A 14513-nucleotide genomic window follows, 5' to 3' on the forward strand; every position below is an offset into this window, starting at 1 on the left:
AGGATGCCGGATAAAAAAAAGCAGGATTTCAATCGGAAAATGGTGGATATTTTAAACTATGGGGCACTTAACCTGGCCATGGGAATCGGATATAAAACAGGGCTGTTTGATGTGATGGACACTATGGATGCTCCTGCATCAGTAAAGCAAATTGCCGACAGTGCAAATCTGAATGAACGATATGTCTCAGAATGGCTGGGAGTGATGGTGACCGGACAAATTGTGCATATTGTTTCACAAGCATCCGGGGAAACGGCATATTCTTTGCCGGCAGAACATGCCACCTGCCTGACCAGGCGCTCGGGTGATGCAAATTTAGGCGTGTATTCTCAGGAAATTCCATTACTGACCCAATGCGCTTTGGAGCAAGTTGAAAAGGGGTTCTCATCCGGTGATGGTGTTCCTTTTTCATGCTATCCAAAGTTCCAGTCATTCATGGCAGAGCTTTCCAATGCCAAACATGAACAGGTTCTGGTGGATAAATTTTTACCTGGAGTGGATGATGGAAGGCTTGTGTGTGATCTGGAAAAAGGAATAGACGTGTGTGACTTGGGCTGTGGTGAAGGGGTTGCACTGAACCTGATGGCACGGCATTTTCCTAAATCAGATTTTATTGGAATTGATACCCATGAAGCGGCCATTGAAACAGCCCGGACAATGGCTGTTGAGCAGGGATTGAAAAATGTGACTTATCTGATACAGGATGCTGCCCGGATTGAAGGAAATGCTGAATTTCAAGAACGCTTTGATTATATCACGGCTTTTGATTCCATACATGATCAGACAAAGCCATTGGATGCCTTGAAAGGAGTTCGGTATATGCTTTCCTGCAACGGCAGGTTTTCCATGGTGGACATTGATGCTGGCAGCGACCATGCTAAAAATTTAAATCATCCCATGGGGCCTTTTTTGTATACGGTAAGCTTGATGCATTGCATGCCTGTGGGGCTTGTTGATGGCGGTACGGGTCTTGGCATGATGTGGGGAAGACAAAAGGCCGTTCAGATGTTGAATAGGGCAGGGTTTGAAAAGGTTGCTGTGATTGAAATGGAACATGATCCTTTTAATGTGCATTATTTTGCTAATAAGTAATTCATTACACAAAACTGATCTGCATGGGAAGAGCCATTATGATTCCTGGATTTTTAGGTGCCAATATCGAAGTTGCCATCTATCCTGAGCGCCGGGCTGCTGTAAACGGTAACTGGAATGAATTGTCAAAAACCGTTCTGTAAGTTGGAAAGACAGCGGATGAAATTTTTGCAGGCAATAGGGAAACAGCTCGTGCAACCGGTATTCCCCATGTGTCTGATGTCAATAATGAAAGTGCAAAAAAGATCTTAAATTCATAAATTTATGATGTGAATTTGAATAAACAGGGCCTTGTCTTTTTGTTGTTTTTGACAGCTTTTTATCAGTTTTTTTGTTAAGGCAAGGCCCTGTTATGCATTGAATGTTTTTTCAATGGTTTCCATTGCGGTCAGATATCGGTTTTCATTGAAACAGAACTTTAATGCGTGAATCAGCATCTCTTTGTTGACGGCTTTCTCTTTTTTTGCCATTACTCCAAGGGAGGCCATAGCCCAGTCCTGTTTTTTTATTTTCAGTTTCCTGAAGTCGATTTCAACAACTTTCCCTGGGGTTTGGGGAATTGAAACCTTTTTTTCTTTGAATACAAAAGTATCCGGTTTCAGGGATGCAAATATTTTGTTTCTTCGCTGTACCCCTTCATCACTCAATGCCAGGACAACGGACGGCGATTCAATGCCTGGGTAGTCTATTTTATCGGGTGAAATAATGATCTCACTGACAGACGGCCCCCTGAGAACGGTGACATTATGGTCGTTTTTTATTGACACGTTCATGCCTGCACAAAGCCCTGCATGACCGACAATATCTCCTGCAGTTACGATCCGCATGCCGGCACTGCCCAGAATAACCACTTCCTGGTGTTGATAATTTCCAAGATGTATTTTTTTTTCTATGGTTGCTGCCTCGGGGAAAATGGTTTTTTCTTTGGCAAGTTCCCGGTAGCGGTCTCCATATTCAGGTCTTTGGTTTTTTTCAATCCTGCCGGATGGTTCAGGAAACTTTTTGATCATCTGATCAAGTGAGGCTGGGGTCAGCGGATTTTTTTTTGTATAACGGCCCGTACAGATACCAAGGGTTTCAATGATGGAAAACCCATGGTGTTCAATGGCTTTACAGATTTTCCCGGACAAGTCTGCATCATACCCCGAACATCTGTCAACATAAGTGGCACCTGCACTTTGGGCAATTGTGCAGATATCCAGTGGAATTTCAGCTTGATTGAGAAATTCCGATCCCACCACTGCTTCTGTCGGGGTAGTGACGGAATATTGCCCGCCGGTCATGCCAAAGTTGAAATTGTTGAGAATGATCAGGGTCATATCCAGGTTACGTCTGCATGCTGCCAGAACATGGGCACCTCCGATTATAAGACCGCCGTCTCCCATTGTGACAATAACGTTAAGGTCAGGGGCGGCAAGTTTAAGACCGGTCGCATAGGTCAGGGCACGACCGTGAATGCCGTGAAGAGCGTGTGTGTTAAAAAAGGTATCAAAAAGACCGGAACAGCCGATATCAGAAACAATAACGGTTTTATCTGCCGGAAGGTTTAAGTCGGTCAGGGCTTTATCAAGTCCTTTGGTGATTTTTTCATGTGTGCATCCGGGGCAATAGACAGGGGGACGGTTTTTATTTAAAAAGCGACTCATTTTCAATGACCTCCATGATTTTTGACGGCGTGATCAGTTGGCCGTTCATCTGGCCGTAAAATCCTATCTTTTTGTCACAAAGCACCCGCTGGATTTCCTTTACATATTGGCCCAGGTTCATCTCAATGACTGCAATGCGGGTAAAGGGTTTGGCTTTTTTTATCAAAAGATCTTCGGGCACCGGCCAAAGGCTTTTTAAATTAAGTGTTGAGACGGCTTTGCCTTTTTTTTCAAGGCGTTTTGCAGCATTTTTCACCGAACGTGATGTAATGCCGTAGCTGATGACCAGTGTGTCTGATGTTTCTTTGATATTCTCTTCAAACAGTGTGATTCTGTTCCGGGCTTTGTGAATTTTTTTTCTCAGCCGCGCCTGGTTTTGAGCAATTACATCCGGGTCAATGGTGAGATAGCCGTCAGGGCCATGGGTTGAGGATGTCTGCCTGACAATGGTTTTGCCTCCAATTGGAAGAAATGGTGGGGCTGCATCTGGTTTAGCCTCAAAAGGCAGATAGGTGCTTTCTGAAAATAGGTTTCGTGCCACAATCTTCGGAAGGGTTATCGACTCAAGATCAATACTTTGCTTTGTCATGCCGATTTCCTTGTTGGAGGCAATAAAAACAGGACACCGGAATTCTTCGGCATAATTAAATGCGTGGAAGGCAAGAACATAGCAGTCCTTGGCATCTGCGGGCACAAGAACGATCACTGGAACACCGCCTGAGTTTCCCCACCTTAAAAATTGAATGTCACCGTCAGCCCCTCTGGTTGCCGAACCTGTTGACGGGCCAAGTCTCTGCACATCTGCAATCACCAGGGGAATTTCACTGCCAATGGCAAATGAAATCTGCTCGCTGTAAAGACTGATGCCGGGGCCGGATGTTGCGGTGAGTGCCTTTTTACCTGCCATGGCCGCACCAATGCAATATCCCATTGAGGCGATTTCGTCTTCTGCCTGTACACATATACCTCCTTTGGGGGGCAGCATTTTCAGCATGTTGTTTAAGATTGTCGTTGCCGGTGTAATCGGATACCCGGCAAAAAAATTACATCCGGCTGCAATGGCTCCCCTTGCAAGAGCTTCATTTCCGTCCATAAATGATATTGCCATATTGTCCTCCACAGGTTTTAATATAGCTTTTCTTCAATGTTCGAGGTCAACCATTCTGATTCACAATTGCCATGGGATTTATTTGTTGCTTGCAGCAAGACCAATTGCTGCCCCAATAAAAGTGCTGCCAATAATTCTTTTTATATGTTTTCCCACCATATCTTTGGAAAATAGTGATACAATTTTTTGACCGCATATTGCATAAATCATAAAACAGGAAAATGCTATAAAAGTGCAAATAGTCATAAGCACGCAGAACTGATAGAAATAGGCCATACCAGGATCAATAAATTGAGGAAAGACTGCAGTGAAAAATACAATTGCTTTGGGATTTCCAGCGGTCACAAAGGCGGCTTGCAGATACATCCCGGTCAAAGAATTTTTTTTCGTGGAACGGTTGAGGTTTTTTGTAGATAATGACATTTCTGATGAGCATAATATGCTGATTCCAATATAGAGAAGGTATGCTGCCCCTGCCCATTTGATGAGTTGAAATGCAGTTTCGGAAGCCATTAAAATTGTTCCCAGACCTGCAATGGAAATAGATGCTTGAATGAATGTAATTGTTACATTGCCCATGGCTGACGCCATGCTTTTTTTGGCTCCGTAATGTATGCCGTGAGTTAAAGCCAGCAACATGCTTGGACCTGGTATTATTGACGCAATAAATACAGTCATTGAAAACATCATTATGAAATTAAAAGACATATTATAAATCCTTGTTCATGGTGATTATTATTCTGATCAGCTTATACATATAATACAAACATCTCTTTGTATGATCGTAGAATGTTTTTCTTGATTTAACAACCACTAAGCAAGGAAAGTGTTGATTATTGTTTGTATTAAAGAAATGAAAATTGCTTATATGATTTTTTCAGACTTTTATGTATTGCCTTATTATTAAGCCATACTGTTGTTCGGCAAGTTGCAAAAAATGCCGCCTCTATTTGTCGTTTTATCGGTTGAAGGATTCAAAGTATTAAGGATGTTTTTGCTTGATGGTTGGGAATGGATCGTCAAGGGTTTGCTGGTTTATAAGGAGAGCCGATCCTAAGCTTTTGTTGATTAAGGTGGGTATTGGTTTGGATTGGCCTTGATTTTATTTGCTTTTTTGTAATTGCCTTGACATGCCAAATACAAACCAATATAAACCTTGCATGCTTTCAAGAGTAAGCAAAGACATGGGATTTGGATAAGATAGTCTTAAAAAAGCAAGGAGCGTCTGCCTCGGGGGAGGTTGATTCTGGTACGGCTGTTTTGCTTTTTTTGCAAAAGGTATGGAATAAAATAAAAAGCAATTTGAATTCAGGAGGTTGAAATGCGCAAACTCATTTTCATTTTTGTAATTTTGCTGGTTTTTGCGGGAAACAGCTATGCTGCTGATCTTGTTGTTTTCAGTGGTGCGGGACTCATAAAACCCATGGAAGAGATGAGAAAAAATTTTGAAAAACAAAATAATATACAGGTGGATATCCATTACGGCAGTTCAGGTGAAATATTTGGAATGCTTGCGGCGGGTCAGCCCTGCGATGTATTGATTCCCGGTGCAGCCAAGTATACTGATGATGCCCTGAAAAACGGCTGGGTAATCAAGGAAACCATTCATAATCTGGTTCTTCATGTGCCGGTTATTGCCGTGCCCAAGGGAAATCCAGCTGATATACGGGGTTTTGAAGACCTGGCCAGGCCGGGTATCAAGGTCGCCATTGGTGATCCAAAGGCCCCGGCCATAGGGAAAGTGGCCAAAAAGATGCTGACAAAGGCCGGATTATGGGAAAAGGTTCAACCCAATATTGAGGTGTATGCTCCGACCGTTAACCAGTTGCTGATTTATGTGGCCTTGAAACAGGTCGATGCGGCGGTTATATGGGGAGATCTGACCTCTTGGGCAGAGGGTAAAGGCAAACTTGAAGTCATACCCATTGAAGCAAAATACAATATGATTAAAACCATTCCCACAGCGGTTTGCTCAAAGACCGCTAACATGGAAAAAGCCATGGCATTTAATGCCTATGTGGCATCAAAACAGGGCGGTCGGATTTGGCAAAATTGGGGTTTCAAGCCTTGCGAAGAATAAATTATTTCCGGATTTCGTTTGTTTTTCTTACCCAATTTATTACCCTTGTGCTTGTTTTGGCAATCGGATCACTGTTTGTCGTGCCTGAATTCAAAGACATCTGGCAAAATCTGTGGAGTGAGGAGATGATGTTTTCCCTGAAGCTTTCCATGGGAACGGGGCTGATATCCACGATCCTGGTCATGGGTTTTGCTCTTCCCATTGGTTATACCTTGTCCCGGTTTGATTTTTTCGGCAAAGGGTTTGTCAAGACCATCATTGATCTGCCCGTGGCATTCCCGGAACTTGTTTTGGGACTTTGCCTGCTTCTGCTTTTCGGCAACAGCTTTGTCAGCAGGTGTATGGAGATGATCGGGTTAAAATTTGTTTTTACCAAACAGGGGGTTGTGGCGGCACAGTTTTTCACAGCCCTTCCTTATGCCAGCCGTATCATGAAATCCACGTTTGACTATATTGATCCTCGCCTGGAATTTGTTTCCCGTTCCCTGGGGTATTCCATGTTTCAAACTTTTATCAATGTCTCCCTTCCCCTTGCAAAAAACGGATGTCTTGCCGCCACGGTGATTTCTTTTGCCAGGTGCATCGGAACCTTTGGAACGGTTCTGATTCTGGCCGGAGGTTCCTACATGAAAACAGAAGTTCTTCCAGTTACCCTTTACCTGAATATTTCCTACGGCAACATGGGGATGGCGCTTACAAGCGGAATTGTTTTGATGGTGGTCTCCTTTGCAGCGATTTATATTTTTGAAAGAGCAGAGGTAGGATTTTGACATTACTTGAGATTGAAAATCTGCATATTCATCTGGGGGAATTTTATCTACAGGGGATTTCCTTTTCACTGGAAAAAGGAGATTATCTGAGTATCATAGGCCCGACAGGTTCGGGCAAGACCATTTTGCTGGAAAGCATTGTTGGTTTCTGGGCACCGGATAAAGGCCGGATCATCGTTGAAGGAGATGACCTGACCCATGAATTGCCGGAACGAAGGCGGATCGGCATTGTATACCAGGATTATGCACTGCTTCCGCATTTTACGGTGTTTAAGAATATTGCCTATGGCCTGAAAAAGATTCAAAAGCATGGGATCAAAGAAAAAATAAAGGATCTGGCGATCTCCCTGAATATCGGTCATCTTCTTCACCGCAAACCCGCTACGCTTTCAGGCGGGGAACAGCAGCGGGTCGCACTTGCAAGAGCGCTTGCAGTGGAGCCAAGGCTTCTGCTTATGGACGAACCTTTTTCCGCCCTGGATCTTCAGACTAAGAATGAGGCCCGGCGTCTTTTGAAACAGGCGATTCAAGATCGGGGGACAACAGTCATACACATTACCCACGATCTTGAAGATGCCTGGGCCCTGGCCAACAAGATCGCTGTCATAAAGAACGGTCATTTGATCCAGTTTGGTGCGATGGAAGAAATCTTTCATCGGCCGAACTCACAGTTTATTGCGGATTTTGTAGGGGTAAACATCCTTGACGGGCAAGTCATTCAAAGCTCATTAGGGATGAGTACCGTCCGTGTGAACGGCTTTGAGTTGATGTCCAGGGACGAGGCCCCTGTCGGATCACGGGTGAAAGTGGCCATCAGGCCCGAGAATATCGTTGTTCTCAAAGCCCCTCCCGGCCTGGAGTATGCAAAGAACATACTGAAAACAACCCTGACGCAGGTTGTCAATCAGGGAAATACCTGTCTGCTGCATTTGAAATCCCAAGAGACCTTTATCAAGGTTCTGGTTACCCATAACGCCTTGGAAATGAATGCTTTTTGTGAAGGCAACGATGCATACGCAATTGTCCGGCAGGATGATGTCAGGATTATTCCTGAGTCCTGAAGCACAGGACATTGATCGAAAAGATTAAATGAAATAAGGAATTTATTTTTTTAACGATATAAGTTGGCGGCTTGGGTTGATGCAGGTATTGGACGTATAAAAAAATTAAGGGCAAAAATTTTTTGATGCGGTTTTGCCCATTTATATTTTGATATTTACGAGACTTTATGTGTACTTTTTTTTCTGCTGATACCTGCAAGGGCTAAAAGACCAAAACCGAAGAGCATCAGTGTTGACGGTTCAGGCGCATGGTTCCCATGCATGTCGGTATACACACCAAATATTTTAACATCTGAAACCATAATATCCCAATCCTTGTTTTTATGTCCATCGTTGAAGTCCTTGAATTCTACTTTGAATATGGACGGTGTTGTGACAAGATCAAGAAGGTTTGTGTCTATCACCCAAGAACCATTGTCCATCTCCCAGTCACCAAACAGTAGGTTATCATTTATGTATATATCTATATATTCATAGAAGTTTGGGTTATTATCCTTTAAATCTTCGCTTATTGTCCAACATAAAAACGCAGAACTAATTACATCGTTGCCGTCAACGTCTCCTTCGGACAATGTGTCATTGATCAAATCAAAGTTCCATGTATGGGATTTTGACTCATTTCCCCCTGCGTTAAAAATTACATCCTGGGAGTCAAGATCAAGATAAGAGAGGTAAGGGGCAGCATACGGGGATGCAGATGCTGAAGTGGTTAAAATAAATGTCAGTCCTGTTAATAATAACAATAAAAAATTTTTCATGATCTATCCTTTTTGTTTTAAAACAGATTAAATTATTTCCGGAATACCTTAATTGATTATTTTATTTGCAATTTCGTGAAATACGTATGTCTTTGTCCATCCAAAAAAAGCAATCTTTGTACCATATGGTAAAACAAAGATTTTTTGTATGAATTATATCACTATTTCAATATGTTGGTTAATGGAAGATCAAATGTTTTAATAAGCTTGCCTGAATAGAGTTGATACTATTTTTACATGATTTTAATACAATTTTTATCCAAGTTAAGAATTTTTTTTACATACTTTAAAAATCAAGCAGCATAAAAGGAATTGTAAATATTTTCGTAATAACTTTTGTTTCTGTGAAAAATTCTTTATAATTCGAACATCCCTTACAAAAAGAATTAATCTGGAGACAATCTAATGGAACAGGTCAGGATTCTGGTGGTGGATGATGAACTGGTGATCCGCGAATCTCTTGCCGGCTGGCTGAAAAGAGACGGGCACCATGTCAGTACAGTTGAAAGCGGGGAACAGGCTCTTGATATATTAAAAAACCAAAGTTTTGATATCCTGCTTTTAGATATTCAGCTGGACGGGATCAGCGGCCTGGAAGTTCTTACCCATGTTAAAGAAGAATATGAGGATATTGACGTGATCATGATCACGGCATTTGGAACTGTTCCATCTGCGGTTCAGGCCATGAAATCTCATGCCTTTGATTATATTTTAAAGCCTTTTGATCCGAATGAACTGGGGGTTTTGATCGAAAAACTGGTGGCTCACCGGGCACAGAAAAAGGAAAATATTTTCTTAAAAGAGGAATACGAAAACCTTACCCGGTTTGAGAGCATGATCGGCCAGTCAAAACCAATGCAGGAAGTTTTCAGGCTTATTCAGGATATACGGGATGTTGAGTCTTCGGTTCTGATTACCGGTGAAACCGGTTCAGGCAAAGGCCTGGCTGCCAAGGCCATTCACTGCAACAGCCCTGTCAAGGATGGTCCTTTTGTGAGTGTGAATTGCGGTGCCATCCCTAAGCATATCATGGAAAGTGAGTTGTTCGGCCACCGCAGGGGCGCATTTACAGATGCCAAGGAAAACAGGAAGGGACGGCTGGAGCTGGCAGCCGGGGGAACTCTTTTTCTGGATGAAATCGGTGAAATAAGCATGCGTATGCAGATTGATTTGCTTCAGGTGCTGGAGGATAAGATTTTTTACAAAGTAGGGGGAACCCAGCCTATTACGGCAAGTTTCAGGGTGATTGCCGCCACCAACGCAGATCTTGAGCAGGCCATCCGAAACCGGACTTTTCGGGAAGATCTTTATTACCGCCTTAATGTGATCTGTTTTACCATGCCGCCCCTCCGGGATCGGAAAGAAGACATCCCGCTTCTGGCAGAGCATTTTTTACACCAGTTTACACGGGAGGTCAACCGGGGGGTGGAACGGATCAGTCGGGATGCCATGGACGAGCTGATGCTTTATGAATGGCCTGGAAATGTCCGGGAATTGTCCAATGCCATTGAACGGGCAGTTGTGGTTTGCAGGACCGGAACTATAACCCCTCATGATCTTCCCATTGGTGCGTCGCTGGAAGATGAACTTAAAACCAGGTATTTTTCTTTGAATGATATGGAAAAACAGCATATTCATAAAATTCTGGAACAGACTGGCTGGAATATTTCCAAAAGCGCTGTCATTCTTGGTATTGACAGGTCGACTCTTTACAATAAAATCAAACGATACGAATTGAAACCGGATTGAACCGCGTGAGTTTAAACCCATATGATATGAATCCAGATTTTATGAAACCAGATCATATTAACTCAGATCATATGAATTCATATGGGGTCATTATAATTTCGCCGGTGGGGGATATCCCCTCATGGATCACCGCCGTCATTGCCGAAAGGGTCAAGGAGATCTTCAGGTTTGAGACGCGGGTATCTGTCCTGCTGGAGGATATTTTTTTTGCCTATGACCGGGAACGGGACCAGTATTATTCTACCCGGATTTTAGAGGAACTGGCGACCAGGATGCCGGAGGATTGCATAAAGCTTCTGGCAGTGACACAAGAGGATCTGTTTATCCCCATTTTAACCCATGTATATGGGGAAGCTCAACTTGGGGGGAGAACCAGTATTATATCCCTTTCCAGGCTTATGGAATATCCAAATTCCGGGTCCAGGGAAAAGAGCCGCTGCCGAATTGTCAAGGAAGCGGTTCATGAACTGGGACATACTTTTGATCTCCGTCATTGTGAAGATGAGCATTGTATGATGCACTATTGCCGCAAGCTTGAGGATGTGGATCATAAATCAGATCGGTTCTGCCGGTATTGCAAAATTTTTCTGTCCGATTCTATCAAGTCCCTTGGGGTATGAATCGTTTCAGCAAATCTTCCCAGGACACGCCGGGAAGATTACCGAAAAGATCCGACACAAAACTGCCGCCGTCAGCCGCCTTGGCCTGGGTTTCTTCCTCAATAAATGCGGTCAGCCGCTTTACCTCTTGTCCCATGAATCCCTTTGAAGACTCCATGAACATCAATTGTTTCAAATCTCGTTTCAAATCGGGGCAATAAAGCATAAACAGCCAGCCGTCCGTATAGGGTGACTGGTTGATCAGGCCAGGTTTTTTTTTGACCTTTGCATTCACTTGTGTGATAACCCCGTTGACAGGAGAAAGAAAATCGACCTTGTGTTTCTGCCGTGACAGGGTGACGGCAGGCAGCCCTTGTTTAAGCTGCTTTCCCATCAAGAGATCGGCAAATGTGTCAAATTTTCCCAACAGCCTGCAGGCAAAATCATCAATGCCTGCGCGAACCATGCCCTGTCCTTCCAGTTTGATCCAGGTGTGTCCAGGATGAAGATAGTATCCTGTCGGCAGACAAATTCCGTTGATATCATCAAATGCCACCGGTTTTAAGACAGTATGTACCGTGAACTGGTCATGAAAATACTGGTCAAATTCACAATCCGTACAGTGATAGGACTTGGGACAGGTTTTAAATTCAATATGACCTTTCATGTGATGGACACAGGGCCGTCCGGCAAGGGGCATCTGTCTGAGCCGGTCTTTCCAGAAAATAAAGTTTTCCCGTTTGCTTTTAATGGTTTTGATTTTTTGGGGACTGGTTTTATTTTGCCTGATTTTATTTTTACGGCAGACTCTGGTCATTGCCCGGTCAAATTGGCAGGTAATACAGCAAAAATTTTTATAACAGTGTTTTTTAGGAACCACACCTGCCTGCATCCAGAGGCAGTCCGGTAGGCTTGCTTGTTTTAATGCAATCTTCATGGATACCACCCATTATTTGTTTTTATGAGAAAGTCCTGAAAAATTAATACAGCGACTTTAAATTTTTGTTGTGTACCACCCAGGATGAAACACCAGGTTTGCTCATGGCATTTATTTGAATCTTGATCCGGTTTTGAGAAATGTACGGGTCAGGTTCCCCCATCCCAGGCCGGGAAGATTTCCGTAGATATCATGGGTCAGAACCCCTCCATCAGCCGCCAGGGGGCCTGCCACATCCTCTATCATGTCTTCCAGGGTGGTGATTTCACGGTTCAGCCATTCCACACTATCTTCATCTGCCATCAGGTGTTTGACTGCCCTTTTGATATCGGAATTATGAACCGTAAACAGCCACCCGTCCTGGTAAGGCAGTTTGCCTGAAAGGTTCGGGGTGGTTTTTACCGAAGGGTTAACTTTGGTAATCACTCCGTTGACAGGGGAGAGAATATCGGCAAGGTTCCTATTGCGTTTTATACCCCATCCCGGCTTGTTTTGGTTCAGTTCCTGTCCGGTCAAGGGAAGATCGAAATTATCAGGATTACCCAATACCTTGAATGCAAAATCATCCATGCCTATCCGGATGATGCCGCCGCTGTCGATACAGGCCCAGGTGTGTCCGGAATGAAAATAATACCCGTTGGGCAGTTTGAATCCTTTTATATCCGTCATCTTTACCATGGCATGACCTGTGTTCGGTGACAGGGAATCTTCAAACAATTGATCAAAATCACACCTTGAACAATTGTAATTCATGGGGCAGATCCTGTGATCGGCTCTTTGGGTCAGGGTATGACGGCAGGTTCTGTCCCGGCTGTCTTTTTTTCTCATGGCATCCTGCCAGGAAATGTGTTTTCCTGCGGCAGCAAGTTTTGTCATTGCTGCATCATATTTGCAGGTGGTACAGTCGTGATAGTGGTTGCAGCCTTTCTTGGACCCTACGCCTGCCTGCATCCAGATACAGGGCCGTTGGATTTTATCCTTTCCGGATTGCCACAAGGTTTGGGGTCTTGAATATACCTGTTTTTTTGATTGGGTTTTCATGGTCTCATTCATTTGGTGTCTCCTTTAGAAAATTGGTTTGTTATTTTGAGTTTTTCTATGGATACAAAAGAGCAAAAAGGATACCAAACAGTGTTTTGACAGGGCAGGTTATGGATTTTTTCTTTTTCCACAGGCTTTTTGGGCCTTTTTAAAAAAAAAGGGGCAATTGACTATATGTGGTTTTTTGTAACACTTATGTTCCTCCTGAACCTGTAATTCAGGTGAAATCCTTTGATATAAAGACGTATAGGCTCTTGTTGGATTTTTCTGCATGAGTATGGATATTTTCAACAGTCCCAAAGAAAATACCATCAGTTCCTGAAACGTATTATGGTATTTTTCTATCTGTCCGAAACCTGAAATAACTATTTCTTGCTTCCAGGAAAGCGCCTATGGTAAAAATTAAGATGATTCCAGTTTTATTCATTCATTATTAAAGGAACCTGTCGTGAACTTTCCTCAAAATGAAATGGATACCATTTTGAATGGTATTCGTGATTTTATTCTGATAATATCCCCTGACCGGGAGATCCTGAAAGTCAATGACGCGTTCTTAAAGCATATGAATTATGCCAGGGAGGATGTTATTGGCCGCAAATGCTATGAGGTTTTCAAAGAGGTCACGCGCAAAAGCAGCAATTGTCATTCAAAATGCCCCCTGGAAAAAGTGATCCGCGAAAAGCGTCACTGCCAGGCGGAATTGACCCGGCTGGGATCTGATGGCAAAATCAAATATACGGAATTGACGATTTTTCCCATCTGGGAGAAAAAGGGAAAAATTTCCAAATTCATTGAAATCAGCCGGGATATCACTAAACGCAAAACCGATGAAAAGCAGAACCAGGATCATTTGAGGAAAATGGTTGAGGAGCGCACCCGGCAGCTCAAAGAGACCCATGAACGGATGCTTCACCAGGATAAAATGGCCTCTCTTGGAAAATTGTCTTCTTCTGTTGTACATGAGATCAATAATCCTGTGGCCGGGATTTTGAACCTGATCATGCTGTGCAAACGGATTTTAAAGGAAGATGATATCAAACACGATGAACTGGACCTGTTTGGTCAATACCTGGATCTCATGGAAACCGAAATTCGCAGGATCGGCAGGATTGTGAGTAATCTTCTGGTTTTTGCCCGGCACTCCAAGATTGAGGTGGTCAAATTTGATGTGAACGAATTGATTGAACAGACCTTGATTCTTAATTCAAATCTGTTAAAAATAAATAAGATAAGGGTTATAGAAGAGCTTGAACATAACCTGCCTTTGATCTGCGGTTCTGAAGATCAGCTCAAGCAGGTGATCATGAATCTGATCTCAAATGCTGTGGAAAGCATGTCCAGGGTCTCAAAAAAACGGTTGACCATCAGAACTTTCAGCAAACCTGAAAAAAAAGCCGTGGGGATTGAGGTCGGTGATACAGGTGCCGGTATTTCTCAGGAGATGATTTCAAAGATATTTGAGCCTTTTTTTACCACCAAACAAAAAGGCAAAGGTGTCGGGCTTGGCCTGTCCGTGGTATACGGGATCATAAAGGAACATGGCGGCCGGTTGTTTGTGGATTCAACACCGGAAAAAGGGACTTTGTTTTCCATTACCCTTTTCCAGGAACTGGATCAAAAAAAAAGTGGGTCAACATTATCCTTGCCGGATCAGCCGGGTTAATTATAAACG

At 43.3% G+C, this 14513-nt stretch carries 13 protein-coding genes; 7 read left to right on the top strand and 6 right to left on the bottom strand.

Annotation, left to right across the window (positions count from 1 at the left end; genetic code table 11):
• Window positions 1-3: 3 nt before the first annotated feature.
• On the top strand, window positions 4-1092 hold the full coding sequence (locus TOL2_RS07060; protein WP_014956820.1) for a class I SAM-dependent methyltransferase: 1089 nt from the start codon (window positions 4-6) through the stop codon (window positions 1090-1092).
• 350 nt (window positions 1093-1442) lie between these two features.
• Here TOL2_RS07060 and TOL2_RS07065 read toward each other — a convergent pair whose 3' ends face one another.
• The 3 genes from TOL2_RS07065 to TOL2_RS07075 form a co-directional block, all read right to left on the bottom strand.
• Window positions 1443-2738 carry a thiamine pyrophosphate-dependent enzyme gene (locus tag TOL2_RS07065; protein WP_014956821.1) on the bottom strand — a complete coding sequence of 432 codons (1296 nt, stop codon included), beginning with the start codon at window positions 2736-2738 and terminating at the stop codon, window positions 1443-1445.
• Window positions 2719-3846, bottom strand: a complete 1128-nt coding sequence (locus TOL2_RS07070; RefSeq protein ID WP_014956822.1) for a transketolase C-terminal domain-containing protein — start codon at window positions 3844-3846, stop codon at window positions 2719-2721. Before TOL2_RS07070 ends, TOL2_RS07065 begins: the two co-directional genes overlap by 20 nt.
• A gap of 78 nt (window positions 3847-3924) precedes the next feature.
• Window positions 3925-4554, bottom strand: a complete 630-nt coding sequence (locus TOL2_RS07075; protein WP_014956823.1) for a LysE family translocator — start codon at window positions 4552-4554, stop codon at window positions 3925-3927.
• Between the two features lie 613 nt (window positions 4555-5167).
• Between TOL2_RS07075 and modA the strand changes: the two genes are divergently transcribed.
• The 3 genes from modA to TOL2_RS07090 are packed head-to-tail and all read left to right on the top strand — an operon-like array spanning window position 5168 to window position 7757.
• A complete protein-coding gene (gene modA, locus TOL2_RS07080; RefSeq protein ID WP_014956824.1) occupies window positions 5168-5926 on the top strand; it encodes a molybdate ABC transporter substrate-binding protein in 759 nt (252 codons plus the stop codon).
• The gene (locus TOL2_RS07085; protein WP_232508088.1) at window positions 5890-6696 is read left to right on the top strand and encodes an ABC transporter permease; all 807 of its coding nucleotides are present in this window, start codon (window positions 5890-5892) and stop codon (window positions 6694-6696) included. The genes modA and TOL2_RS07085 overlap by 37 nt, the downstream gene beginning before the upstream one ends.
• A complete protein-coding gene (locus tag TOL2_RS07090; RefSeq protein WP_014956826.1) occupies window positions 6693-7757 on the top strand; it encodes an ABC transporter ATP-binding protein in 1065 nt (354 codons plus the stop codon). The genes TOL2_RS07085 and TOL2_RS07090 overlap by 4 nt, the downstream gene beginning before the upstream one ends.
• Window positions 7758-7912: 155 nt before the next feature.
• Here the strand turns inward: TOL2_RS07090 and TOL2_RS07095 are convergent, their stop codons facing one another.
• Complete coding sequence (locus TOL2_RS07095; protein ID WP_014956827.1) at window positions 7913-8515, bottom strand: PEP-CTERM sorting domain-containing protein; 603 nt, start codon at window positions 8513-8515, stop codon at window positions 7913-7915.
• 405 nt (window positions 8516-8920) lie between these two features.
• On the opposite strand from TOL2_RS07095, the gene TOL2_RS07100 reads away from it, so the two are divergent.
• Window positions 8921-10264, top strand: coding sequence for a sigma-54-dependent transcriptional regulator (locus TOL2_RS07100; protein ID WP_014956828.1), 1344 nt, complete (start codon window positions 8921-8923; stop codon window positions 10262-10264).
• Window positions 10265-10305: 41 nt separating this feature from the next.
• Window positions 10306-10884, top strand: coding sequence for an archaemetzincin family Zn-dependent metalloprotease (locus TOL2_RS23515; RefSeq protein WP_232508089.1), 579 nt, complete (start codon window positions 10306-10308; stop codon window positions 10882-10884).
• Here the strand turns inward: TOL2_RS23515 and TOL2_RS07110 are convergent.
• Entirely contained in the window at window positions 10865-11800 is a 936-nt protein-coding gene (locus tag TOL2_RS07110; RefSeq protein WP_014956829.1) for a glycine cleavage system protein H, read from the bottom strand. The two genes, TOL2_RS23515 and TOL2_RS07110, sit on opposite strands and share 20 nt — an antisense overlap.
• A 111-nt stretch (window positions 11801-11911) precedes the next feature.
• Window positions 11912-12853 carry a glycine cleavage system protein H gene (locus TOL2_RS07115; RefSeq protein WP_041279343.1) on the bottom strand — a complete coding sequence of 314 codons (942 nt, stop codon included), beginning with the start codon at window positions 12851-12853 and terminating at the stop codon, window positions 11912-11914.
• 436 nt (window positions 12854-13289) lie between these two features.
• Between TOL2_RS07115 and TOL2_RS07125 the strand changes: the two genes are divergently transcribed.
• Window positions 13290-14504, top strand: a complete 1215-nt coding sequence (locus TOL2_RS07125) for a PAS domain-containing sensor histidine kinase (RefSeq protein ID WP_014956832.1) — start codon at window positions 13290-13292, stop codon at window positions 14502-14504.
• Window positions 14505-14513: the final 9 nt, after the last annotated feature.

Origin of the sequence: Desulfobacula toluolica Tol2 (genome assembly GCF_000307105.1) — a bacterium.
Classification (GTDB): domain Bacteria; phylum Desulfobacterota; class Desulfobacteria; order Desulfobacterales; family Desulfobacteraceae; genus Desulfobacula; species Desulfobacula toluolica.

Coding starts and splice junctions, on each gene's coding strand:
- TOL2_RS07115 (WP_041279343.1), bottom strand. CDS start 12,853: ATGAATGAGACCATGAAAACCCAATCAAAAAAACAGGTATATTCAAGA.
- TOL2_RS07070 (WP_014956822.1), bottom strand. CDS start 3,846: ATGGCAATATCATTTATGGACGGAAATGAAGCTCTTGCAAGGGGAGCC.
- TOL2_RS07110 (WP_014956829.1), bottom strand. CDS start 11,800: ATGAAGATTGCATTAAAACAAGCAAGCCTACCGGACTGCCTCTGGATG.
- TOL2_RS07100 (WP_014956828.1), top strand. CDS start 8,921: ATGGAACAGGTCAGGATTCTGGTGGTGGATGATGAACTGGTGATCCGC.
- TOL2_RS23515 (WP_232508089.1), top strand. CDS start 10,306: ATGAAACCAGATCATATTAACTCAGATCATATGAATTCATATGGGGTC.
- TOL2_RS07065 (WP_014956821.1), bottom strand. CDS start 2,738: ATGAGTCGCTTTTTAAATAAAAACCGTCCCCCTGTCTATTGCCCCGGA.
- modA (WP_014956824.1), top strand. CDS start 5,168: ATGCGCAAACTCATTTTCATTTTTGTAATTTTGCTGGTTTTTGCGGGA.
- TOL2_RS07095 (WP_014956827.1), bottom strand. CDS start 8,515: ATGAAAAATTTTTTATTGTTATTATTAACAGGACTGACATTTATTTTA.
- TOL2_RS07060 (WP_014956820.1), top strand. CDS start 4: ATGCCGGATAAAAAAAAGCAGGATTTCAATCGGAAAATGGTGGATATT.
- TOL2_RS07075 (WP_014956823.1), bottom strand. CDS start 4,554: ATGTCTTTTAATTTCATAATGATGTTTTCAATGACTGTATTTATTGCG.